This window comes from Phyllobacterium sp. 1468, assembly GCF_031455525.1.
Lineage (GTDB): Bacteria > Pseudomonadota > Alphaproteobacteria > Rhizobiales > Rhizobiaceae > Phyllobacterium.
The window spans coordinates 601,850-624,972 of the sequence record NZ_JAVDSX010000001.1 but is presented as its reverse complement, the minus strand read 5'-3'; the positions used below and the strand labels follow the sequence as shown (position 1 = coordinate 624,972).

The 23,123-nt window shown below is 55.9% G+C and carries 18 protein-coding genes and 1 pseudogene; 8 read left to right on the top strand and 11 right to left on the bottom strand.

The genetic code is table 11. The features are described 5' to 3' along the window. Positions 1-65 precede the first annotated feature (65 nt). From J2X72_RS03075 to J2X72_RS03055, 5 genes and pseudogenes are all read left to right on the top strand, one after another. Entirely contained in the window at positions 66-842 is a 777-nt protein-coding gene (locus J2X72_RS03075) for a GntR family transcriptional regulator (protein WP_310068307.1), read from the top strand. 35 nt (positions 843-877) lie between these two features. Further along, on the top strand, positions 878-2,068 hold the full coding sequence (gene uxuA, locus J2X72_RS03070; RefSeq protein WP_310068305.1) for a mannonate dehydratase: 1,191 nt from the start codon (positions 878-880) through the stop codon (positions 2,066-2,068). Between the two features lie 476 nt (positions 2,069-2,544). Further along, positions 2,545-2,850 carry a septal ring lytic transglycosylase RlpA family protein gene (locus tag J2X72_RS03065; protein ID WP_183661873.1) on the top strand — a complete coding sequence of 102 codons (306 nt, stop codon included), beginning with the start codon at positions 2,545-2,547 and terminating at the stop codon, positions 2,848-2,850. 94 nt (positions 2,851-2,944) lie between these two features. Then, complete coding sequence (gene gshB, locus J2X72_RS03060; protein WP_310068303.1) at positions 2,945-3,886, top strand: glutathione synthase; 942 nt, start codon at positions 2,945-2,947, stop codon at positions 3,884-3,886. Between the two features lie 116 nt (positions 3,887-4,002). Next, a pseudogene (locus J2X72_RS03055) lies at positions 4,003-5,531 on the top strand (YifB family Mg chelatase-like AAA ATPase). A 99-nt stretch (positions 5,532-5,630) separates the two neighbouring features. On the opposite strand, the gene J2X72_RS03050 reads toward J2X72_RS03055, so the two are convergent. The 9 genes from J2X72_RS03050 to dnaK form a co-directional block, all read right to left on the bottom strand. Beyond that, on the bottom strand, positions 5,631-6,242 hold the full coding sequence (locus J2X72_RS03050; RefSeq protein WP_405044632.1) for a transglutaminase-like cysteine peptidase: 612 nt from the start codon (positions 6,240-6,242) through the stop codon (positions 5,631-5,633). A 339-nt stretch (positions 6,243-6,581) separates the two neighbouring features. After that, positions 6,582-7,853, bottom strand: coding sequence for a polyhydroxyalkanoate depolymerase (locus J2X72_RS03045; RefSeq protein ID WP_310068301.1), 1,272 nt, complete (start codon positions 7,851-7,853; stop codon positions 6,582-6,584). 179 nt (positions 7,854-8,032) lie between these two features. Continuing rightward, positions 8,033-8,320 (bottom strand): DUF1330 domain-containing protein, encoded by a 288-nt coding sequence (locus J2X72_RS03040; protein ID WP_310068300.1) that lies wholly within the window; start codon positions 8,318-8,320, stop codon positions 8,033-8,035. 120 nt (positions 8,321-8,440) lie between these two features. Then, entirely contained in the window at positions 8,441-9,154 is a 714-nt protein-coding gene (gene pyrF, locus J2X72_RS03035) for an orotidine-5'-phosphate decarboxylase (protein ID WP_209998787.1), read from the bottom strand. Positions 9,155-9,224: 70 nt separating this feature from the next. Next, positions 9,225-9,809: an NAD(P)H-dependent oxidoreductase gene (locus J2X72_RS03030; protein ID WP_310068297.1), complete on the bottom strand. Its 585-nt coding sequence runs from the start codon at positions 9,807-9,809 to the stop codon at positions 9,225-9,227. Positions 9,810-9,855: 46 nt separating this feature from the next. Beyond that, positions 9,856-10,452 carry a phospholipid N-methyltransferase PmtA gene (pmtA, locus tag J2X72_RS03025; RefSeq protein WP_209998791.1) on the bottom strand — a complete coding sequence of 199 codons (597 nt, stop codon included), beginning with the start codon at positions 10,450-10,452 and terminating at the stop codon, positions 9,856-9,858. 87 nt (positions 10,453-10,539) lie between these two features. Beyond that, positions 10,540-11,667, bottom strand: coding sequence for a molecular chaperone DnaJ (gene dnaJ, locus J2X72_RS03020; RefSeq protein ID WP_209998792.1), 1,128 nt, complete (start codon positions 11,665-11,667; stop codon positions 10,540-10,542). A gap of 255 nt (positions 11,668-11,922) precedes the next feature. Beyond that, positions 11,923-15,423 (bottom strand): GH92 family glycosyl hydrolase, encoded by a 3,501-nt coding sequence (locus J2X72_RS03015; protein WP_310068293.1) that lies wholly within the window; start codon positions 15,421-15,423, stop codon positions 11,923-11,925. 251 nt (positions 15,424-15,674) lie between these two features. After that, a complete protein-coding gene (gene dnaK, locus J2X72_RS03010) occupies positions 15,675-17,600 on the bottom strand; it encodes a molecular chaperone DnaK (RefSeq protein WP_209998794.1) in 1,926 nt (641 codons plus the stop codon). A 195-nt stretch (positions 17,601-17,795) separates the two neighbouring features. On the opposite strand from dnaK, the gene J2X72_RS03005 reads away from it, so the two are divergent. Continuing rightward, complete coding sequence (locus tag J2X72_RS03005) at positions 17,796-18,968, top strand: zinc metalloprotease HtpX (RefSeq protein WP_310068288.1); 1,173 nt, start codon at positions 17,796-17,798, stop codon at positions 18,966-18,968. Between the two features lie 40 nt (positions 18,969-19,008). Here J2X72_RS03005 and J2X72_RS03000 read toward each other — a convergent pair whose 3' ends face one another. After that, positions 19,009-19,995, bottom strand: coding sequence for a Gfo/Idh/MocA family oxidoreductase (locus J2X72_RS03000; RefSeq protein ID WP_310068286.1), 987 nt, complete (start codon positions 19,993-19,995; stop codon positions 19,009-19,011). A 113-nt stretch (positions 19,996-20,108) separates the two neighbouring features. After that, positions 20,109-20,999: a LysR family transcriptional regulator gene (locus J2X72_RS02995; protein ID WP_310068282.1), complete on the bottom strand. Its 891-nt coding sequence runs from the start codon at positions 20,997-20,999 to the stop codon at positions 20,109-20,111. 98 nt (positions 21,000-21,097) lie between these two features. Between J2X72_RS02995 and J2X72_RS02990 the strand changes: the two genes are divergently transcribed. Then, positions 21,098-22,093: an aldo/keto reductase gene (locus J2X72_RS02990; protein WP_310068279.1), complete on the top strand. Its 996-nt coding sequence runs from the start codon at positions 21,098-21,100 to the stop codon at positions 22,091-22,093. A 207-nt stretch (positions 22,094-22,300) separates the two neighbouring features. Continuing rightward, positions 22,301-23,113, top strand: a complete 813-nt coding sequence (locus J2X72_RS02985) for an aspartyl/asparaginyl beta-hydroxylase domain-containing protein (protein ID WP_310068276.1) — start codon at positions 22,301-22,303, stop codon at positions 23,111-23,113. The last annotated feature ends 10 nt before the right edge of the window (positions 23,114-23,123 follow it).

The window sequence follows — 23,123 nt, the reverse complement described above, 5'->3', positions numbered from 1 at the left end:
ATTCAAATAGAATTCCATCATTCAATAGATCGGATGATCCGTGAATATGGAAATGGAGCACTGCAATGACAGCAGAGAACCATGCAGGCAAAGGCTTAGCCATTGCAACGCCGCCCGAGGTGCGAACTTCAGGTGTCAATCGCGGTGCGCGCGCGACAAGCCCAGGACCCCGGGGGGCACCGGCCGGGCGGATGACCACTGCCACCGCAATTTACCGCGAGCTGCACGCAGCCATCGTAGCGATGGAGATGACACCGGGAACGGCTCTCAACGAGAAAGTCCTCACCGAACGCTTTGGCGTCAGTCGCACGCCAGTGCGCGAAGCGTTGATCCGTCTGGTTGAAGACGGACTTGTCGATGTCTTTCCGCAATCGGGAACATTTGTCGCCCGTATTCCGGTTGCGCTGATCCCCGAGGCCGTGGTGATCCGCCAGGCGCTCGAGGGAGCAACCGTGGAGCGTGCGGCAGCCGTCGCGACCGCGAAGGATGTCGAATGGCTCGATGAAATCCTCGCCCGTCAGCGCTTCTTTGCCGATCGTCAGAACACGAGCGCGTTTCACGAGGCCGACGAGGCTTTCCACGAAGCGATTGCCGGAATTTCCGGCCATCCCGGCATCTGGCATTATCTCAAGCCGGTGAAGGTGCAGATCGATCGGGCGCGGCGCATGACATTGCCGGGTTTGGGCCGCATGGAGCATGTCCTGTCCGAGCACCAGATCATTCGCAATGCCATCGAAGCCCATGACGTGCCGGCCGCCTGTGCGGCGATGAAGCAGCATCTGAATGCCGTCATCCCCGATATCGAGACCTTGAGAAAGAGCCACCCCGGATCATTTGTGTGACAGGGGGTCGGCGGTATAATTTGACGGAGGAATGAATGCGTCAGGCATGGCGATGGTTTGGCCCAAAAGCTGGTGTCTCACTCGATAATGTGCGGCAGGCGGGCGCGACCGATATCGTTTCGGCGCTACACGAGGTTCCAATTGGTGAAGCATGGACAACGGCGCAGGTGCATGAGCGTAAGTCACTGATTGAGTCGACACCGGCTGGCCGGACGCCGCTGACCTGGTCGGTCGTGGAGAGCATCCCGATTCCTGATGCTGTGAAGCGCCTCGGTGGCGCTGCCAAGCACGAGATTGCCGCCTGGATCGCCAGCATGGAAGCACTCGCGGCCAACGACATCAAGGTCATCTGCTACAACTTCATGCCCGTGGTCGACTGGTGCCGCACCGATCTCGACTATGTCACGCCGACCGGCTCGACGGCGATGCGCTTCGACCACAACGTGTTCGCTGTGTTCGATTTGCACATCCTGCAGCGAGACGGTGCCGAACGCGACTACTCAAAGACTGACCGCGAGATTGCCAGCGACCTCTATAAAGGTATGGATGCCCAGGAAATTGCTGATCTTACGCGCAATATCGCCAGCGCGCTCCCTGGCTCGACCACGGAACCCCTGACCATACCGGCGTTCCGCGACAAGCTCGAAACCTATTCCGGCATCGATGCGAATCGGCTGCGTCAGCATCTGATTGAATTCCTGAAGGCCGTGACGCCGGTTGCCGACGAGCTCGGCGTAAAGCTGACCTTGCATCCTGATGATCCGCCCCGTTCGCTCTTCGGCCTGCCGCGTATCGCATCGACTGGCGCAGACTATGCGGCGCTGTTCGACGCGGTACCCTCGCCTGCAAATGGCATGTGCCTCTGTACCGGTAGTCTTGGCGTGCGGGCTGACAATGACCTCCCAGAGATCACCGGGCGCTTTGCCCCTCGCATCCACTTCGCTCACCTGCGGGCGACGACCCGCGAGGGCGACGGACGCAGCTTCCACGAAGCGGCTCACCTTGAAGGGGATGTAGATATGGTGGCGGTGTTGCGCGAGCTTCTCACTGAAGACCGCAGGCGCGACAAGGTGAACAGTATCATTTTTCGGTCTGATCACGGGCACCGCATGCTCGACGATCTGAACAAGGACGTGACGCCCGGTTATCCGGCAATTGGTCGCCTGCGCGGTCTTGCCGAACTGCGCGGTATCATCCACGCTTTGGACGCCTCCGCGCTCGCATAATCCGGATCAAATTTCGAGTTTTTCAAGCCCTGGCCTTCACAAGCCGGGGCGTTTTTACATCTAAAGGTTTATCGATTTTTGAAACGCAGCGGCCAACTCGTAGTCATCGCTCAATAATTCTATTGAAGTTCATCACATTATGGCCTTATTTTGAGCCGTCTGCAGTCACATTGCGTTTTAACGCAAGCATCTATAATCACGTTTTGAGTCATATTAAGACAAGTTTTTTGAGTAACTTAGGGCATATTCTGGATTGATCTAGGCAACGTTGCCAGGACGGGTCACCTCAAGGCCACATTTCTCTAAAATAGAAGGAGCTACTCGCTCACGCCACGATCTACTTGCCCGGGGGTCAATCTCTACGCGTGTGTCTTCAGTCCGGCTGTTCTGTGCCGCGGGCTACCTCAAAGTGTGAATTTCACATGGTCTCTTTTGCAAGTATCCGCACGGTACTTATTTCATCCATCCTTTTTCTGATGTTGGGCGCTGTATCCGCTAGTGCCGGTTCGGCCTGTGGCGGTGCCTCCTGGTACGCCCTTCATTCCAGAACCGCTTCCGGTGAACGGATGAACCCTTCCGCTCTCACCGCCGCTCATCGCACCTTGCCGCTCGGTTCCCGAGTCAAGGTCACGAACCAGCGCAATGGCAAAACCGTCGTTGTGCGCATCAATGATCGTGGGCCCTTCGTCAGAGGCCGGATGCTTGATCTCTCCAAGGGTGCGGCTAGCCGCCTTGGCTTTATCGGCGCTGGCCACACCAATATCTGCATGGCCCGCTTGTAACCTCGCAGGATGTTGATGCCGTCTTGGCATTGACCTTGACCATTGAACGTGACATCGCCATGTGAACACTCCTAATCCTGTCGGGGGACGTTCCATGGCACTCAAAGTCGCGGTCCAGATGGACCATATCAAATCGATCCGGATCGCTGGCGATACAACCTTTGCGCTTTGCCTCGAGGCGCAAAAACGCGGTCACCTACTCTATCACTATACCCCCGACCGCCTCAGCATGCGCGATGGCGTGGTTTCTGCGCGCGTGGAAGAACTGAACGTCCGCGATATCGAAGGCGATTATTATACGCTGGGAGAACCGGTTTCGCGCGATCTGTCGGAAATGGACGTGGTTCTGCTACGCCAGGACCCGCCCTTCGACATGAACTACATCACGACGACACACATACTGGAGCGGATTCATCCCATGACGCTTGTCGTCAACGATCCTGCCTGGGTGCGTAACAGCCCCGAGAAGATTTTCGTCACCGAGTTTCCCGATCTAATGCCGGAAACGCTTATCACCAAGGATCCCTTGGAAATCGCGGCTTTCCGCAAAGAATTCGGCGATATCATTCTGAAACCGCTTTATGGCAATGGCGGCGCAGGTGTGTTTCACTTGACCGATGGCGACCGCAACTTGACGTCGTTGCTGGAAATGTTCGGCCAGATGTTCCGCGAACCATTCATTGCACAGCGCTATTTGAAAGATGTGCGTTCGGGCGACAAACGGATCATCCTGATTGATGGCGAGCCTGTCGGCGCGATCAATCGAGTGCCATCTGAAACCGACTCGCGTTCCAACATGCATGTGGGCGGCCGCGCCGAGAAAACCGAACTCACGGATCGTGAACGCGAAATCTGCGCGCGGATTGGACCGTCCTTGCGCGAGCGCGGTTTCATTCTGGTGGGTATTGACGTGATCGGCGACTTTATGACCGAAATCAATGTCACTTCCCCGACCGGCGTTCGAGAGGTCAAACGTTTCGGCGGTGCAGATATTGCGGGGCTTTTTTGGGATGTGGTCGAAGCCAAACGCCAGTAATTCTCGCCCGCTGCAATCTGTTCACTTATTGTTCTTGTCATGCAGGTTGAAGTGTGCTGATGTACGTTCTTTAGCATTCTTCATTTTCAAACGTCTGCATTTTCAAGAAAGATTTCATGGTTACCCGCGTTCGTACGGTTGCCTTCCAAGGTATTGAAGCTCAGCCTGTCGATGTGCAGGTGATGATCGCGCCCGGCAAAATGGGCATGCATATCGTCGGTCTTCCGGACAAGGCAGTCGCCGAAAGCCGGGAGCGGGTTCAGGCGGCACTCCATGCCTCGGGGCTTTCCATGCCCGTCAAGAAGGTGACGGTGAATCTCGCGCCCGCCGACTTGCCAAGGAAGGAAGCCACTACGATCTGCCGATCGCCGTAGGATTGATGGCGGGGCTTGGCGCCATGCCTGCCGACGCCCTTCAGAGCTATGTGGTGCTCGGCGAACTGTCGCTGGATGGAACCATTACCCATGTCGCGGGCGTGCTGCCCGCAGCCATTGCTGCCAACCGGCAAGAGAAGGGGCTGATATGCCCGGCGTCCTGTGGCCCGGAAGCCGCATGGGCCGGCTCCGACATCGATATTCTTGCGCCGCGCAGTCTGATCCAGCTTGCCAATCATTTTCGCGGTACACAGGTCCTGTCACGTCCTGAACCCGTCATGCAGACGAGTGCGATGGGACTGCCAGATCTTGCAGATATAAGAGGCCAGGAAAGTGCGCGGCGCGCGTTGGAGGTCGCGGCAGCGGGTGGGCACAACCTGTTGATGATGGGCCCGCCAGGGTCCGGCAAATCAATGCTGGCGCAGCGTCTTCCCTCCATCCTTCCGCCACTGCTGCCGCGTGAGCTGCTCGATGTCTCGATGATCGCCTCGATCGCCGGTGAACTCATGGGCGGCAAATTGACGGACAGACGGCCATTTCGCGCGCCGCATCACTCGGCTTCCATGGCGGCTATGGTTGGGGGCGGTATTCGTGCAAGGCCTGGTGAAGTCTCTCTCGCCCATCACGGCGTACTGTTTCTCGACGAGTTTCCAGAGTTTACGCCGCAGGTTCTCGATTCGTTGCGCCAACCCCTGGAAACCGGTGAATGCATGATCGCGCGCGCCAATCACCGCATCTCCTACCCGGCGCAGATCCAGCTTGTTGCAGCTATGAATCCGTGCCGCTGCGGCATGGCGGGGGAACCCGGCCATCAATGTGCGAGAGGGCCACGATGCCGGCAAGATTATCAAGCAAGAATTTCTGGGCCCTTACTGGACCGTATCGACATCAGGATCGACGTCCCGTCCGTGAGTGCAACCGATCTCATACGTCCGCACTCTTCGGAAAGCAGCGCATCCGTCGCTGGACGGGTTGCGCGGGCTCGGACAATGCAAAAGAGGCGCTACGAGGAATTGGGGTTTCCAGCGATCACCACAAACTCGCAGTGCTCCGTTGCTCTCATCGAACAGGTGGCACAACCGGATGGACCCGGCGTTACCTTGCTGCAGCAGGCGAGCGAGCAAATGCGCTTCTCCGCGCGGGCCTATCACCGGGTGTTAAAAGTTGCCCGCACACTCGCAGACCTCGACGGACAAGAAATCGTCGGGCGTATTCATCTTGCGGAAGCCATCTCGTACCGGATGGGGGCGGATTCGATGTCGACAGCTTGAGGAGATACTTCAAGAAACGATTCTCTTAAGATGCGCCGCAAATTGCCAGACTTTCTCATCAGGCAGCTTTTGAAATGGGTTGAGCTCGACTTCGCCCAATTATTGGACCGAACCAACCAGAATATTGGTGGGAGCCTCAATGCTGACCCAACGACCCGAATTGTTGGTCGCCTGACGTTTGAGGTAGGTATACGGGGTTTCTGACCAATTCTCTACGCCGTCAACGAGGTTATCAAGGACGAAGTCGCCCTTGTCAGTGCGGACGGTCAGCACAGCGTGGCCTTCACCATCGGGCTTGCGCACCACGGTAATCAATAGATTGGCCGGAGAAATGCCCGACTGCATCAGGTCGCGTCGCTTCAAAAGGACATAATCCTCGCAATCGCCAACCTTGTCGGGATAGGCCCAATACTCTTCGACGCCGTAAATTTCCATATCAGTCAATGGCTTGATCTTATGGTTGTCATTGCTGTTGACGTTGACAATCAACTGCCAGAAATCATGGTTCATCTTTTCCGGCATGACATTCCGGCTGCGTATGGAGCATTCTTCCGGCAGCCGCTTGCAGAACTCATAATGGCCGATTGGCTGTGATGTCAGACCGCCGGTGGTCATGAATGCTTCGGAGGCAAAGGCGGCGTTTGCGCCAAGCATGCCGCCGAAGAGCGCCATGGCGACCATGGTCTTTACAACCCCTGCTACCCCGAACATGCTTTACTCCAGACCGATCCGCTATCGTTAACAAAACGTTAATGGCGGGAGGGGACACGAGTCAATCACAATGGCGCCACGATCCGGCCATTGTTAATATATGGTTAAAATTTGAAATTTCGCATTCCCCCAATATTCATGAGGGCTCCGGCGATGCGTCAGAAATTGCGCCGGCTATTCAAAATTCAGGCGGACACAAGATCTGGTCCGTGGGAGACGTCGTTTAGTCTATTGATTTCAAACGGTTTATTGTCGAACGTGAGGCACGGAGACGAGCATGACTGGCAAGTCGCTTTGATACGGCCCGGCGTTTCACCGATACATCCGACGGATTAGAGATCAGGCGCGCTTTGCGATCGGCGTCACGTTGGTCTTGCGGTTCATTTGTGCGTGATCATTAACAAACTGGACAATGCGTGGCGCAATCTCCGCACGAAACCGCGAGCCGTTGAATACGCCGTAGTGGCCAACCTTCGGTTGCAGGTAATGCATACGCATCTCGTCCGGAATATTGATGCACAATGTCTGGGCAGCCTTGGTCTGGCCGACGCCGGAGATATCGTCGTTCTCCCCCTCGACGGTGAGAAGCGCAACGTTGCGAATAGCGGACGGATCGACCGGGAGGCCCCGGTGAGTCATTTCGCCTTTCGGCAATGCCTGGCGAACGAATACCGTATCCACAGTCTGCAGATAGAATTCCGCGGTCAAATCCATGACGGCAAGGTATTCGTCATAGAATTCGCGATGCTTGTCAGCGGAATCACCGTCTTCGTGCACCAGATGCATGAAGAACTCCTTGTGGGCACTGATATGGCGGTCGAGATTCATGCTCATGAAGCCGGACAACTGCAGGAACCCCGGATAGACATCACGCATGAACCCGCCATGCGGCCACGGAACCGACATGATCACGTTATCGCGGAACCAGTTGATCCCCTTTTCTTCCGCCAGCTTGTTGACGGCAGTGGGGTTCTTGCGGGTGTCGATCGGCCCGCCCATCAGCGTCATGCTGGAAGGTGCGTATCTATCCCCATTGGTCTCCATGATTGACACGGCGGCAAGCACCGGAACGGAAGGCTGACAGACGGCCACGACATGCGTATCTTCGCCCAATGCATGAAGCATTTCAATAACATAGTCTATATAATCATCGAGATCGAATTTGCCGTCGCTCAGCGGAACGCTACGGGCGTCAACCCAATCGGTGATATAGACCTCGGCATGCGGTAGCAACGCTTCCACGGTACCACGCAGCAGAGTTGCATAGTGACCGGACATCGGTGCCACCACGAGAATCTTTGGGTCGGCAGGACGTTTGGCATTCAAGGCACGCTTGAAATGAATGAGGTTACAGAACGGTTTCGACCAGACGATTTTTTCTTTTATGTCGGTTTCGACACCATCGACCATGGTTGCCGGCAAGCCGAAGGCGGGTTTGCCATAGCATCGCGTCGTGCGCTCGAACAACTCGCACATGGCGGTAACCGAGCGCCCGACGACGGTTTGAGACAATGGATTCAAGGGGTTATCGTAGAATAGCTTGGTGGCGTCGGCGAGTGCGCGGTAGGGTTGGAGTGCGGCGTGGTTCAGTTCATAGAGCTGATAAAACATCCAATTTCCGATCGATCAACACAACGTCAGTTCCAAGAATCTCTCCCTTAAATATGAAAGATTGCTTGACTGGTCAGTGACCGTAGCGGGTTTCCCCAATATTGCAATGCAACAATGGGATAAGGCCGGGTATAGATGTTCACAACTTCGCGCGCTGGAAACCACCGCCCCGCCAGCGATCAAGCGCCTTCGACGACCAGCATATCTCCATCGGCAACGGTAATGCGAATTGCCCTAGCTGCTTGATATTCCTTAGAATTATAGCAGTCGAGAGCCGCTTGAACGGAAGGAAATTCGATGACAACGTTGCGGCCGCGAGCCTGACCTTCAAGCACATGATACAGGCCGCCGCGAGCCAGAAAATTGGCGCCGTATTTCTCAAATGCAGGCTTGGCTTTAGAAATATAGTCCTTGTAACGTTCCGGATCCCTGACATCGATCCGCGCGATCCAATATCCTTTGGCCATTTCCTCTACCCTCCACAATCAAATTACACCAGCAGGTTGATATTCTTGCGCCAATTCCGGGGATTCTTGCGCCAGAATCAGCAATTCTTGTTTTATTTCTCGGGCAAAGTTCCGCAATCTTCACCTCATTCCAGCACTGATGCCAGCCATTTCCGCAAGAATCGTCTCGGCCGCGGCTTTACGGTCTGAAGCGCTGGCGACCGGCCGGCCGACGACGAGATGGCTTGCTCCGGACCGCAGCGCATCGGCGGGCGTCATCACCCGTTTCTGATCGCCCACGTCGGAACCGGCCGGACGGATTCCAGGAGTGACGACGGCCAGCTCCGGTCCGACGATCTTGCGGACGGCGGCAGCTTCTGTTGCCGCACAGACGATCCCGCCCATTCCCGCTTGAAGCGCTTGCTCGGCGCGGATGAGGACCAGCGTATGGGGATCGTGCTCATAGCCCGCATCAACCAGATCCTGCTGATCCATCGAAGTCAGTACCGTTACACCGAGAAGGCAAAGGTCCGACCCCCTGGCTGCCTCGACTGCCGCCTTCATCGCCTTGGGATAAGCGTGCAATGTAAGCATGGTGACGCCCATCCTGACAATGCTCTCCACCCCCTTGGCGACGGTATTGTCGATGTCGAGAAGTTTCATATCGAGGAAGACTTTCTTGCCTGAGCTGACAAGTTCGCTGGCAAAACCAAGTCCGCCGGCAAATGCCAGCTGGTAACCGATCTTATAAAACGACACCGTATCGCCAAGTTCGCTGACCGCCTGTTCGGCTGCTTTCAAAGTCGGCACATCCAGTCCAACGATCAGGCGCTCGCGCAAGGCCGCATCCGTCATGACAAATCTCCCTTTTGTTGATCGAACCCCAATCGCACAGGTCAACCGGCTAGGCTAGCGCAACTTTCGCCTATCGACGAGAACTGGCGAATCTCGTGTGGTCGATCAAGGATTGGCACACGCGCTGCATCGATTTGGCAGTTCGCTCATCCTTGAAGGCACCATCCTCGTCGAATGCATCCTGGGCGCGCGGCACCGAGCATTGTTCTGTAATGATCTGGGTGCCAACATTCATCAGCACGGCACGCAGATGATACAGACAGCGTATGCCTGCGAAATTGCCGTTCGAGGACGAGCACAGCGCCACGACCTTTCCCGCATAGGGCTTGAGCGGCTTGTCGCCGTCCTTCGAGATGCGACTAACCCAATCAATGGTATTCTTGACCAGCGGCGGGATCGACGAGTTGTATTCCGGCGATGCGATCAAAAGTGCGTCATGCGCCGCGAACAGCCGGCCAAGTTGCATGGCATTTTCCGGAATGCCTTTTTCCTCCTCGAGATCCTCGTCCATAAGTGGCAGCGGATAGTCGATCAGCGCGATCCGCGTGACATCGGCGCCAAGTTCCACCAACGTTCGGACTGCAACATTGGCAACTTGGCCGCTAAAAGCGCCCGAACGGTTCGAGCCCGCGAAAACAAGAATTTTCGGCAGCATTGAGTTCCCTCTGAGGAAGTGCCAGACACGGGAGGACTATAGGAGGTCAATCGACCCGGCGGTAGACCCACAGACGCGCAGGCGGCACATTACGGATGATGAAATCGAGGTGTTCGATCTTGTAATTGCCGCGCCCGGCCGGAACGGGCGACATCGGTCCATAGGTGATCTGCACGATCGGCCGGCCATGCGGAATGCGGCGCAGCAAATCTTCGATGATCTTGACGCGGTCGCCGACAGGAAAATTCAAAAGCGGTACGGCAGAAACGACCGAGTCGAACTTCTGCTCGCGCTTGTCGCCGAGGGTCACATCCAGATTGAAGGCATCGCCCTCGATGATATTCACACCGGGAAAATCCTCGCGCAAATGCTGGGCAAAATCCGATGAATATTCAACGCTGTAGAGTTTGGACGGAGCAACGCCGCGATCGAGAATTGCACGGGTAATAACGCCGGTACCCGGCCCCAGCTCAAGCACGGGAAGGCCTGAGTGCGGGTTGACGACGCTGGCCATGCGGCGGGCCGTTATGGAGCTGGTCGGCAGGATCGAGCCCACGGCCTTGGGGCCATGCATCCATCCCTTGAAGAACCGGATTTCCTCGCCGAACTTTTCGGCCAGCTTCTTTCCCAAGGGTCGTGACATCCCGCTCATCCTCCGTCGCAGTTAGACAAGTTTATGACGCAACACGTGGTGGAAGCAAGACCGGCACCCGGAAAAGTTCCAATAAAATTATTCGCTTAGGCCCTCGAAGAACTCTTTCATCCGCGCAAAGAAGCCCGACGATTGCGGGCTGTTGTCCTGCGACGAGATGCGATCGAACTCTTCCAGCAGCTCACGCTGACGTTTGTTGAGATTTTGCGGTGTCTCGATTGCGATCTGAATATACAGGTCACCCATGGCCGGCTGGCGCAGGACCGGCATGCCCTTGCCCTTCAGGCGAAATTGCTTGGCGTTCTGCGTACCGTCCGGAATCTTGACACGTGTCTGCGTGCCGTCGAGCGTCGCTACCTCAAACTGACCGCCAAGCGCCGCGGTCGTCATCGAGATGGGCACCTTGCAATAAAGATCGGCGCCATCGCGCTGGAAGAATTCATGCGGCTTCAATGAGAGGAAAATATAGAGATCGCCGGCAGGTCCGCCACGCAGGCCCGCTTCGCCCTCGCCCGTAAGCCGGATACGCGTGCCGTCCTCGATGCCGGCTGGGATATTGACCGACAGCGCGCGCTCCTCGGTTATACGCCCCTGGCCACTGCATTTCGGGCAGGGATCCTTGATGATCTGGCCGCGGCCATGGCAGGTCGGGCAGGTGCGCTCGATCGAGAAGAAACCCTGCGCCGCCCGGACACGCCCGGAGCCACTGCAGAGGCTGCAAGTGACCGGCTGCGTACCCGGCTTGGCGCCGCTGCCCGAACATTCGTCGCATGTGATCGAGGTTGGAACCCTGATCTGCGCCGTTTTGCCAGCATAGGCTTCTTCCAGCGTTATTTCCATATTGTAACGCAGGTCGGCGCCACGCTCGCGCCCGCCCGAGCGGCGCTGGCGTCCACCGCCCATCATCTCGCCGAAAATGTCCTCGAAAATATCGGCAAAGCCACCGGCGCCGCCAAACCCGCCGCCGCCATTCATCCCGCCGTTTTCGAATGCGGCATGACCGAACCGGTCATAGGCAGCACGCTTCTGGGGGTCCTTCAGGGTTTCATAGGCCTCGCCGATTTCCTTGAAGCGATGTTCGGCATCGGCGTCGCCCGGATTCTTGTCGGGGTGATATTGCATTGCCAGTTTACGGAAAGCGCTCTTCAGCTCTTTCTCATCAGCGCTTTTCGCTACGCCGAGGGTTTCGTAATAGTCAGCCTTCATCCAGACACTCATTCCCAGAAATTCGCGAACGCTTCTTCAGAAACGCATTTAAAGGCGGTATTTAGGTGCTCATCGCCTTGAATGCCATAGCCAACTTATATTGATTCGCCCGAAATGGCGCATATTTGCTGATTATTGCGTTTGTGTGGCAGGCACTCCACGAATTCGAGGCTTATGTTTGGCTTGTTCAGTGCCAATCCTGGAACTCATCAACTATCCAAAAGTCCTATGGCGGACCTGCACACAAACAAAACCTTACGGCGTTTGCGGATCGGCCAGAAGTTCAAACTCTGCAATATTGACAGGTGTCGCATCATTGAGCTTCAAGCGGTAGCGCGCATAGTTGCCAGGCGTCTTGATGGCAAAAGGTCTTGTCTGCTGGCGCCAAGTAAACGTCTGATCCTTGCGCTCATCAAGCGTCGTCCAAGTTGTGCCATCATTGCTTGCCTCCAGTGCCCAGCCGGTCGGGTCTTTGCCCGCAGTGGCGCTAGAGGTCAGCGTATAAAGCTTCACTGTATCTACCCTTCGTGGTGCGATGATCGTTGCTTCAATCGAGGCACCGGCTCCGGAGCTTGCCCATTCCGTGCTCGAATTGCGGTCGATGAGGTGCTCCTTATCCTTGTCTGGCCCTGCGCTCAAGACATACAACACCCGCGACGGGGTAATTTCCCCTGTCTCCTCATTTTTCTTTGCAGGTAAGACTGGCAGGATCGACACCAGAGGCGCAGGCTTGGCATCGCCTTGCGTGATTGATGTTGGCACATCATCAGTGCCTGTGCCCCAGTCTGATTTGTTCGGCCCCATCACGAAATCGAGCGTTCCGCCATCGGCAACATCGGAATGCTTGATGTAATTATGCGACAATGGCTTGCCGTTGAGTTTGACGCTCTGCACATAGCGGTTGGTTGCGCTGACGCCGGGCGCACGAATGGTCAGCGGCTTGTTGGTGATCGTTTCGCCATCACGGGCTTGCAGCCAGACGGTCATCTTTTCAAAATAGGGCGCGCCGATGGCATATTCGGGCCGGCCGACAGAGACGGGATAAATGCCCATGGCGCTTAAGACATACCAGGCGGACATTTCGCCATTGTCTTCATCGCCAATATAGCCCTCGCCATTGGAGACGTGATTGGCATCAAAACCAGTGAAATAGAGCTTATCCATGACATCGCGCAGATGTCTTTGGCCCTCCGCGGGAGCTCCGGCATAATTATACATATAGATCGAATGATGCACCGGCTGATTGGAGTGCTGATATTCGCCAACATTCGCGAGTCTGCCGGCTTCGTCGGCCTCATTGGCTTCATGCAACGAGCCATAGCTTCCACCGTTTCTGGTCGGTTTTGTCGTAAAAAACGTATCCAGCTTGGCTTTCAGCTTATCGCGGCCGCCATAAAGATTGGCAAGACCCTGGCCATCTTGCGGCGCAAGGAAGGCATAGCTCCAGGCATTGCCTTCGCAATAGCCATAACCCCAGCTTTGCGTATCCCCTGCGGAGGCCCACTCTCCTGCCTGATTCTTCCGACGAAACCACCCCCCGGTCCAGGTCCCTGTTTTTGTTATGTTATCGAAAAGAAGGGCGTAATTGCGAGCACGATTGGTGAAATAAGTCGCTTCATCGGCATAATTCTGGCTGACTTTCCCTTCATGGTTTAAAGTCGCAGCTATCTGGGCAATGCCAAAATCATTGACGGACCCTTCCAGAGACCAAGAGACTTGATTTTGACCTGGGTCGTTAGTGTTAACTTCCTTCGGCATATAACCATAAAAAGGCCATGTCGCCATGCCCTTGCGACCGCGATCACCGTCTTTGCTATAGGTTGTGGCATTGCGCAGCATGGATTGATAGGCCGCCGCTACATCAAAATTGCGTATGCCTTTCACGTAAGCATCGGCAAAGGTCACATCCGCGCTTGTCGCCACCATGGAATCCACATAGCCAGGGTTGGACCATCTGGTTGTCCAGCCGCCATCTTTAAAGCCATTGACAAAGCCATTGAGCATTTCGCCGGACTGTTTGGGGATCAGCAGCGCATAAAGCGGCCAGGTGGTCCGATATGTATCCCAAAAGCCGTTATTAACCCAGATCTTGCCCGGTTTGATTTTGTCCGTACGCGTATAGGGACTGCTATACTGGGCAATCCTCTTGGTCGGATCTTTGGGGTCGACGGCATTCTCCCAAGCCGAATTGGGATAAAGGAAGCTACGATACATGTTGGAATAAAGAATAGTTTTTTGGTCCTCGCTAGCACCTTGCACTTGAACCATGTTCAGCTTGTCATTCCAGGCTTTCTCGGCCAGCGTCTTGACATCATCAAAGCTTTTACCCGCAATTTCCTGTTCAAGATTGTCTTTTGCTTGTTCCACGCTGATGAAAGAGGTCGCAATGCTCATGCCGACAACCTTGGAGTCTGCTGGTGTATCAAACTGCACCCAGCCCTTAACATCCCCAGAGCTATCTTGGGAATTGGTAATCGGCCCGTCGAATTTGATATAAAAATAGAGTTGCGGGGTAAAATCACTCGCCCCATATGCGGTATATCCTGAAGCAGTTCCATCTGCTTGGTTGAATGTTAATGCACCAGAAGCGCGTTTTTTTGGATGGTCGTTGTTAAAAAATTGATCGAAAGCGATCGTGATTTTTGCCATCGTGTCAGGTGCGGTAAAGCGGATATAGGCGGCATGATTCGTCGGGGTGATTTCGGTTTGCATGCCATTGTCAAACGTAACGCTATAATAATGCGCCTTGGCAATTTCATTTTTTCGCTGGAATGATTCGCCAGCATACGACGACGACGACGGTTTGCCAAACCATGGATCGTTTGATGGATAGTCTGCTATATCAACCCTCTCATTTTTAACCGGCATGAACTTAAAAGCTTGATGATTGCCATTCCATTTGCTGGCTTCATGCGTCACAGCAAAGGCAAGTATATTCTTGCCCGGGGTGGCCTCATAAAAAGGACCTTCATTGGTTGTATTGACTGGTGTCCACATGTTGAAACCAAAAGGCATAGCCGTGGCTGGAAATGTATTGCCTTTTGAGATCTCTCCCCCCTCTGCCGAACCACGCGTTGTATTAACGTAGCCTGCCAGGTCCTGATCCACACGCGGCCCGCCGGCCTCATTAATGAGTTCCAATTGGGCAATGCGCTGCTCAAGCTTGGCAACCTTGTCCGCAGCATCCTTTGCCATTTGGGCAAGCTGATCTTGTAAAGTCTTGATCGTTGCATTCAGCGTATCGATGGCCGTTTTATCGGCCTTGGTCTCCTGCAGAGCTATGGTCAAGGCCTCAAGACGGTCGAGCCGATCACTGAGTAATTTGTGTGCAGCCGTATCATCGCCTGTCGCCTTATCCAGAGCCTCTCGCAGCTTGGCAATATCTGCCGGATCAACCGTCGGGCGCTTTTCTAGATCCGAGATCCGCTTTTCCAAGGTGTCATTGCCAAGAGCATTGGCTGCTTTATTCGCTTCTGCATCCTTGCCAAGTTTGTCAACAACCGTCTGCAATGCGCTTATCAGGCTTTGGTCGCTCAAATGCCCGTCCGTATAATCCTGGGTCATTTTGGCCAGCTTCTGCGACCACACATCGTCCTGGCCTTTCAGCCTGGTTTCAAATTCTGCTTTCAGATCAGCGATCTGCTTGTCATAGGTTCCGCTCGTATCGTTCGTTGCGTGCTTGTCATCCCCGCCGTTACAGCCGGCCAGTATGATTGTGCCGAGTAGTGCGGCCGGAAAAGTGCGTTTGAGCAGCATGGGTTCCTCCAAAGATGTGGTGATGAAATTTGTGTCGTTGGAAAAATTCGCGGAAAGACGCGAGGGCGATTGCGTTCGCCAATCAAAATCACACCCCTCCCAGGGTGATTTAAATCGATTAAAAATATTGGATTTAGTTATTCTTTGTAAATTGCGTTGTCAATTTAGCATTAAGTCTAAGAACACTATGCGCGCGCGTAAAAAAGCCCGGCACGATGGCCGGGCTTTTTATTAGAACGCAGTGAAGTCGGTTAAGCGGACTTCTTCTTGCCGTCTTCGTCGATTTCTTCGAAATCGGCATCGACGACATCGTCATCCGCCTTGGCGGTTGCATCGGCTTCGCCACCTTCCGCAGAAGCGGCCTCGGCAGCCTGCGAGGCTTCATACATGGCCTGACCAAGCTTCATCGAAACTTCGGCAAGCGTCTGGGTCTTGGCCTTGATCACCTCGGCATCGTCGCCTTCAACTGCCGTCTTCAATTCGGCAAGAGCCGTTTCGATCGACGCCTTGTCCTCAGCGGAAACCTTGTCGCCATAATCCTTGAGCGACTTCTCGGTCGAATGGACCAAAGCTTCCGCCTGGTTCTTCGACTCGACGGCCTCGCGGCGCTTCTTGTCGCTTTCGGCATTGGCTTCGGCGTCCTTGACCATCTTTTCGATGTCCGCATCGGAAAGACCGCCGGATGCCTGGATACGAATCTGGTGCTCCTTGCCCGTTCCCTTGTCCTTGGCCGAGACGTTGACGATACCATTGGCGTCGATGTCGAACGTCACCTCGATCTGCGGAACGCCGCGCGGTGCGGGCGGAATGCCAACGAGGTCGAACTGGCCGAGAGACTTGTTGTCGGCAGCCATTTCACGCTCGCCCTGGAAGACGCGGATCGTCACGGCGGACTGGCTGTCCTCGGCCGTGGAGAAGGTCTGCGACTTCTTGGTCGGGATCGTCGTGTTGCGCTCGATCAGACGGGTGAAGACACCGCCGAGTGTTTCGATGCCGAGCGAAAGCGGCGTAACGTCGAGCAGAAGTACGTCCTTGACGTCGCCCTGCAGAACGCCGGCCTGAATGGCAGCGCCCATGGCGACAACTTCGTCAGGATTCACGCCCTTATGGGGTTCCTTGCCGAAGAAGGCTTTCACGATTTCCTGAATCTTCGGCATGCGGGTCATGCCGCCGACGAGAACCACTTCATCGATCTCGCCAGCCTTGAGGCCGGCATCCTTGAGAGCCGACTTGCATGGCTCGACAGTGCGCTGAACCAGGTCGTCGACCAGGCTCTCGAACTTGGCACGCGACAGTTTCATCGTCAGGTGCTTTGGACCGGTCGCATCAGCGGTGATGAAGGGCAGGTTGATTTCCGTCTGCTGGGCGGACGAAAGCTCGATCTTGGCCTTTTCGGCAGCTTCCTTGAGGCGCTGCAGAGCGAGCTTGTCATTCTTCAGATCGATGCCCTGTTCCTTTTTGAACTCGGCTGCAAAATATTCGACCAGACGCATGTCGAAGTCTTCACCGCCAAGGAACGTATCGCCATTGGTGGATTTGACTTCAAAGACGCCATCGCCGATCTCGAGGATCGAAACGTCGAAAGTACCGCCGCCAAGATCGTAGACGGCAATGGTCTTGCCTTCCTTCTTGTCGAGGCCATAGGCGAGGGCGGCAGCAGTCGGCTCGTTGATGATGCGCAGGACCTCGAGGCCAGCGATCTTGCCGGCATCCTTGGTAGCCTGACGCTGGGCGTCGTTGAAGTATGCTGGAACCGTAATGACAGCTTTCTCGACCTTTTCGCCAAGATAGGCTTCCGCCGTTTCCTTCATCTTCTGCAGGATCATCGCCGAGATCTGCGACGGTGAATATTTCTTGTTATGAACTTCTACCCAAGCGTCGCCATTGTCGCCTTTGACAATATTATAGGGAACAAGCTTCTTGTCCTTGGCAACGGTCGGGTCTTCATAGCGGCGACCGATAAGGCGCTTTACCGCAAAAACCGTGCCTTCCGGATTGGTGACAGCCTGGCGCTTGGCCGGCTGGCCAGCGAGGCGCTCATCGCTATCCGTAAAAGCGATGATCGAAGGTGTTGTGCGTGCACCTTCTGCATTTTCAATAACCTTCGCGTTTTTGCCATCCATGACAGCGACGCAGGAATTGGTGGTACCTAGATCAATACCGATAACTTTAGCCATTACTCTTCTCCATTCAGCAGGCTGCCGGGACCTCTGCCGAGCATTCCATACGGCAGCCTCTAGGGGTTTCACAGTCCAGAGTCGCCGGGATGGGCGGTTCTAGCGTGTTGAGGGCTATATAAGAAGCGGAAAATTACCATGCAAGTCGGAAGAGGCTGCATTTGCATGCATAATCACCCTAAAAGACTCGGCAAAATGCTTTTTTCGCCCCATATATCGCCCATGACCGACAATGCACTCCATCTCCCCTTGCCTGGACAGCGCCGGAGCCGGCTTATCAACAGGCTGCATACCTGGCTGCTGCTGGCGGGAAGCCTGCTCTTGCTCATCGTTTGCGCGTGGACCCTGGCGGGCCCGGCCGGCATTATATACGCCTTCGTGTTCGGCGGCATCAGCCTTTATGCCATCAGGCGCATAAGTCCTCAAATGGTGCTGACGATGTATAAGGCAAGGCCGGTGACGCGCGCCGAATTCCCGCAGGGACTGGCGATCGTCGAGGAGCTTGCACGCCGCGCCAGTCTGCCAAAGCCGCCGAAACTACATGTCATACCCTCGCGCATGATGAACGCCTTTGCCGTGGGGCGAAGAGACAATTCTGTCGTCGCGGTTACCGACCAGCTCATTCGGGCACTGACAGCGCGCGAGCTGACTGGCGTTCTGGCGCATGAAATCAGCCATATTCGTAACGAAGACCTCAAGGTCATGGCCTTGGCCGATACGGTGTCGCGCTTTACCTCGCTGATGTCCACTGTCGGTATTGTTTCCCTCCTGTTCAACATCACCTGGATGGCCAGCGGATCGGCCGCGCAAGTGCCGTGGCTCGGCGTGATCGTGCTGCTGTTTGCGCCGACCATCGGCGGATTGCTGCAGATGGCGCTGTCGCGCACGCGCGAATTCGATGCCGACCTCGGTGCGGCAATGCTGACTGGCGATCCCGATGGTCTCGCCAATGCGCTGACGAAACTGGAGAAGGCTCAAGGCAGGATATGGGAAAATCTCATCCTTCCCGGCGGACGCATTCCCGATCCCTCGATTCTCCGTACCCACCCGCTGACGGAGGCCCGCGTGGCGCGGCTGCACGCGTTGAAAGAAGCATGCGATATGGCGGCTCGCGGCGATATCCTGACCGGCCTGGAGCTGAAACCCGAGGACCATATCCGCACACGTCCAAGATCTGTCCCGCAGATCGGTCAGCAATATGGACGCTGGAACTCCAACAACCTGGAAATACTTTCGCTGATCAACACCCAGGCAACGCATCCAATTGTGCAGGGCAGCGAAGCAGAATGCGAAGCATGCGCCCAGAGCCTCTATACACCGGATGGCAGGCCGCGCGTGCATGTGGCGCGGGGCGGGGTATATTGGTAAGAGACTAGCGGACCTCCCGATCGTCTCTATCGCCTTTTCGTCAAACCGTTTCCCAGTCGCCGCTGCCGCCCGCACGGTAGACGGCGTCGATCAACTTTTGATTGAGGACGGAGTTTTCCAGGGTGAACACCTTGACATCCTCGCCCTGCGCGGCACGGGCAAAGGCTTCCACTTCAAGGCAGTAGTGGTCCACATTACCGAAGTTATATTCGGTTGAAGTTCCATGGTTTGCGTCATGCAAGGTGATCTTGGCGTGGTCGTACTTGCCGGTGTTGAACGGCGCGAGGACCTCGATATAGCCCTTTTCGCCATGGAAGGCGATTGACTGGCGAGCGGCGAGCTGCGTTCCGACATAGAAGGTCAATTCGAAATCCTCGAAGTCGGCACGGACGCTCGCATAGCGATCGGTACCGAAGTCCGGATCGCGGTCGATGGTCGCCATGGCGCGGACAGGCTCCTTGCCGGTGACGAAGCGTGTCACCACTGTCGGATAGACGCCGATATCGGGCAAGGCGCCGCCTCCGAGCGACAGCTGATTGCGCATATTGCTCGCGTCCTTGTTGAAATAAGTGAACGCAGCCTGCACCTGTTGCAGACGGCCGATGGCGCCTGTCGCTATCAGTTCGCGAACCTTCAACCATTGCGGATGGTACGTCACCATGAAGGCTTCCGATATCAGCACGCCATTGGTGTCGCGGGCGCGCTGTAGCGCCGCGATCTCGCTGGCATGCAACGAGATCGGCTTTTCGCATAGAACGTGCTTGCCGGCCTCGGCTGCCTTCAGGCACCATTCTACATGCTGTGATGTTGGCAGCGGAATATAAACGCCGTCAATATCGTTCGAGGCCAGCATCGCTTCGTAGGAGCCGAAGGCATGCGGCGCGCCAAAACGGTCAGCGACAGCACGGGCTTTCGCAAGGTCGCGGCTGGCGATGGCCGACACAACCGAATTCTCCGCATTGCATATGGCGGGAATGACGGCTGTTACCCCGATTTTTGCCGTCGAAAGAATACCCCAGCGAAACATGATGACATCTCCTTTTCGTCGAAATTCACGCCATGCCTGCAAAAGGCAGTTTCTGCGCTGCGGCGCTCGAAAACCACCGTTTTCGTCTCGCCTGATATGAATCTCCACAACCCCTAGATCGTAAACTTGAAGAAATCAATGAAGGCGCGCAGTGCCGGGCGCATCTGCCGGCGGCTCGGGTAATACAGGTAAACGCCGGGAAAGGGTGCGCACCAATCCTCCAGCACGCGGCGAAGTTTGCCCTGAGCTATGGCTTCCGGCGCCATATCTTGCAAGAGGAACGCAACACCAGCACCGCCGAGGGCCGCTTCAACCACAAGCCGGTCATCGCCAAGAACAAGCGGGCCGTTTACGTCAAGGACGATCTCCTCGCCATCCTTTTCGAATTCCCAGCGATAGACCCGGCCACTGGAGAAACGGCGGCGGATGCAGAGGTGATCGAGAAGATCGCGCGGGTGCCTCGGCGCAGCATGGTTTTCGAAATAGCCCGGCGTGGCAACGATGCTTGCTGTGATCGCGTCGCTCATGCGCACGGCGATCATGTCGGGCTCCAGGCTTTCCCCAAGCCGCATGCCGGCATCCAAGCCTGCCGCGACAATGTCGTTGAACGGTTCCTCCACGCGCAGTTCAAGCGTCACACCGGGATAGGCCTCGCTGAAAGCTGCCAGGCGCGGCGCCAGAAGCCAATGGGCGGCGAAAGGCGGAACACTCAGACGCAGATTGCCGGCAACGCGGTTGTTCGCCTCCTTGACGGCATCGAGTGCAAGTTCGATCTCGCCAAGGGCCGGACGAAGCCGTTTGAGCAGCAGCGCGCCCTCTTCCGTCACGGCGACGCTGCGCGTGGTCCGGGTAAGAAGCCTAACCCCCAAACTCTGCTCCAGGCTGGCAATCGCGTGACTGACAGCCGAGGGCGCAATGCCCAGTTCTTTGGCCGCGCCACGAAAGCCGCCGCTCGCCGCGACAGTCGCAAAAATCGCCAATTGGGGAAGCCGGGAACGATCCATTGATCTATTCTATAGAACAAGCTGTAAAAGTTTAAGCCAATTATCGAACACTGCTCCACGTCTTATCCTCCACCCATCACACGTGAAGGAGATCAGTGATGGAAAAACGCAAACTTGGAACAGAACTCAGCGTCTCGGCAGTGGGTCTCGGCTGCATGGGCATGACGTTCGCCTATGGCGGGCAAGATGAGGCCGATGCAATCCGCACACTGCATCGCGCAGTGGATATCGGCGTCACCTTCTTCGATACGGCGGAAGTCTATGGACCCTTCGACAATGAAATCCTTATCGGTAAGGCGTTCAAGGGGCGCTGGGACAAGGTGGTGATCGCCACCAAATTCGGCTTCAAGATCGCCGACGAGGGCGAGGGCATGTCGCGCATGGTCGGTGTCGATAGCCGGCCGGAACATCTGAAGGCCGTTGCCGAAGCATCCCTTGGACGCCTCGGTATCGAGCAGATCGATCTTTTCTACCAGCACCGCGTCGATCCGAACGTTCCGATCGAAGATACGGTCGGAGCCATGGCGGAGCTCGTCAGACAGGGCAAGGTGAAAGCGCTTGGCCTCTCGGAAGCCAGTGCCGCCACGATCCGCCGCGCCCACAAGGTGCATCCGATCGCTGCGGTGCAGAGCGAATATTCGTTGTGGAGCCGCGAGCCGGAGAACGATGTTCTTGCCGTCTGCCGCGAGCTTGGCATCGGCTTCGTGCCGTATAGCCCGCTTGGACGCGGTCTCCTCACCGGCACGATCAACAGACCGGATGAACTCGGAACCGATGACTGGCGCAAGACGCTGCCGCGCTTTCAGACCGAGAACATGGAGGCCAATGCAGTCCTGATCGCAACGCTGAAAGGATTGGCGGCGAACAAGGGCGTCACACCGGCACAGCTGGCGCTGGCCTGGGTGCTGCATCAGGGCGACTTCATCGTACCGATCCCCGGCGCCCGCAAGATCAAGCATCTGGAAGAGAATGCGGCTGCTGCTGATATTTCCCTGTCTGCCGCTGATCTCGCCAAGATTGGCGACGCGCTCTCGCCGACGCGGGTGGCGGGAAACCGTTACACGGAGGCGTCGCTTGCACTTGTAAATGGCTAATCGGACTTAAGATTGCTGGTGAAAGAAAGGGGCGCTCATGATCGTCCCTTTCTCGCTCCCTTGACAGACCAATCGCCTTAAGGCCTATTCCTGACCGTCGCTGACCACTTTTAAAAGTTCGCCGGCGGTTGTATATCGCGCAAGATCGATTTGTCTCAACAAGCCGCGCCATCCTCGTTTTTACCCTGGCGCCGAACCTGGAATACCATGGAAAAAGCAACGAAAAAGTCCCTTCGGCGTTGGTCTGTCGGATTGGTTCTTCTGGCGATCCTCGCTTATTTTGTCCCTTATCTGGTGATCTTTTATCTGATCTGCGGCCTCTACGATTTGTCGCGCAACAAGAATTTGAACCTGCAGGTTGTCGAGCAATACTTCTTCGGCAATGGCATGTTCACCTGGCTCCTTTCGCCGCTCAACATCCTTCTCGACATCCTGTCCCTGCCCTACGTCAACAAGGGCGTTTACAAGCTGCAGGACCTTCCGGCCAGTTATCAAGCCGAGGTGAAGCGCCTGATTACAGCGACGCAGAAGGAAAACATCGTCGGGCAATTGCAGGCACGCGCCGAACAGCAGGCGCGCAGCATGTTCTTTTTCAAATGGTACGGCAAAGATCAGCCGAGCTTCGCCAACGTGCCGTCCTTCTACGAGAAGTATAATTTCGTTAAGACGATCGGTGTGTCCGTCTTCAACAAAAAGAATTCGACTTCAAAGCATTTCGGTCCGATCCGGGCAACGATACGCGTGCTTTACAACATCAACGACATGAACGATCGCACGGCCTATATCTGGTGCGGCGATACGACGAGCTACTGGAAAGACGACAAGCTGTTCATCTTCGATGACACACTGATGCACCAGTCGGTCAACCAGACCGATCAGACACGCTATTGCCTGTTCGTCGATATTCTGCGCCCGTCCTATCTGCCGGGCCTGTTTGCTGCCATCGTTTCGTTCATGGGCGTCATTCTCAAGGGCAGCAACTCGATCTTCTACAAGAACTGGAAGGTTATACAGAAGTAACCAGCTGCTC

Excerpts from the sequence above, each read along its gene's own strand:
- J2X72_RS03075 (WP_310068307.1), top strand. The coding sequence starts at position 66 with ATGACAGCAGAGAACCATGCAGGCAAAGGCTTAGCCATTGCAACGCCG.
- uxuA (WP_310068305.1), top strand. The coding sequence starts at position 878 with ATGCGTCAGGCATGGCGATGGTTTGGCCCAAAAGCTGGTGTCTCACTC.
- pyrF (WP_209998787.1), bottom strand. The coding sequence starts at position 9,154 with ATGACGGATGCGGCCTTGCGCGAGCGCCTGATCGTTGGACTGGATGTG.
- J2X72_RS03030 (WP_310068297.1), bottom strand. The coding sequence starts at position 9,809 with ATGCTGCCGAAAATTCTTGTTTTCGCGGGCTCGAACCGTTCGGGCGCT.
- J2X72_RS02985 (WP_310068276.1), top strand. The coding sequence starts at position 22,301 with ATGGAAAAAGCAACGAAAAAGTCCCTTCGGCGTTGGTCTGTCGGATTG.
- J2X72_RS03015 (WP_310068293.1), bottom strand. The coding sequence starts at position 15,423 with ATGCTGCTCAAACGCACTTTTCCGGCCGCACTACTCGGCACAATCATA.
- J2X72_RS02995 (WP_310068282.1), bottom strand. The coding sequence starts at position 20,999 with ATGGATCGTTCCCGGCTTCCCCAATTGGCGATTTTTGCGACTGTCGCG.
- pmtA (WP_209998791.1), bottom strand. The coding sequence starts at position 10,452 with ATGTCACGACCCTTGGGAAAGAAGCTGGCCGAAAAGTTCGGCGAGGAA.
- gshB (WP_310068303.1), top strand. The coding sequence starts at position 2,945 with ATGGCACTCAAAGTCGCGGTCCAGATGGACCATATCAAATCGATCCGG.
- dnaK (WP_209998794.1), bottom strand. The coding sequence starts at position 17,600 with ATGGCTAAAGTTATCGGTATTGATCTAGGTACCACCAATTCCTGCGTC.
- J2X72_RS03065 (WP_183661873.1), top strand. The coding sequence starts at position 2,545 with ATGTTGGGCGCTGTATCCGCTAGTGCCGGTTCGGCCTGTGGCGGTGCC.
- J2X72_RS02990 (WP_310068279.1), top strand. The coding sequence starts at position 21,098 with ATGGAAAAACGCAAACTTGGAACAGAACTCAGCGTCTCGGCAGTGGGT.
- J2X72_RS03050 (WP_405044632.1), bottom strand. The coding sequence starts at position 6,242 with ATGTTCGGGGTAGCAGGGGTTGTAAAGACCATGGTCGCCATGGCGCTC.
- J2X72_RS03000 (WP_310068286.1), bottom strand. The coding sequence starts at position 19,995 with ATGTTTCGCTGGGGTATTCTTTCGACGGCAAAAATCGGGGTAACAGCC.
- J2X72_RS03040 (WP_310068300.1), bottom strand. The coding sequence starts at position 8,320 with ATGGCCAAAGGATATTGGATCGCGCGGATCGATGTCAGGGATCCGGAA.
- J2X72_RS03045 (WP_310068301.1), bottom strand. The coding sequence starts at position 7,853 with ATGTTTTATCAGCTCTATGAACTGAACCACGCCGCACTCCAACCCTAC.
- J2X72_RS03005 (WP_310068288.1), top strand. The coding sequence starts at position 17,796 with ATGCTTTTTTCGCCCCATATATCGCCCATGACCGACAATGCACTCCAT.
- dnaJ (WP_209998792.1), bottom strand. The coding sequence starts at position 11,667 with ATGAAGGCTGACTATTACGAAACCCTCGGCGTAGCGAAAAGCGCTGAT.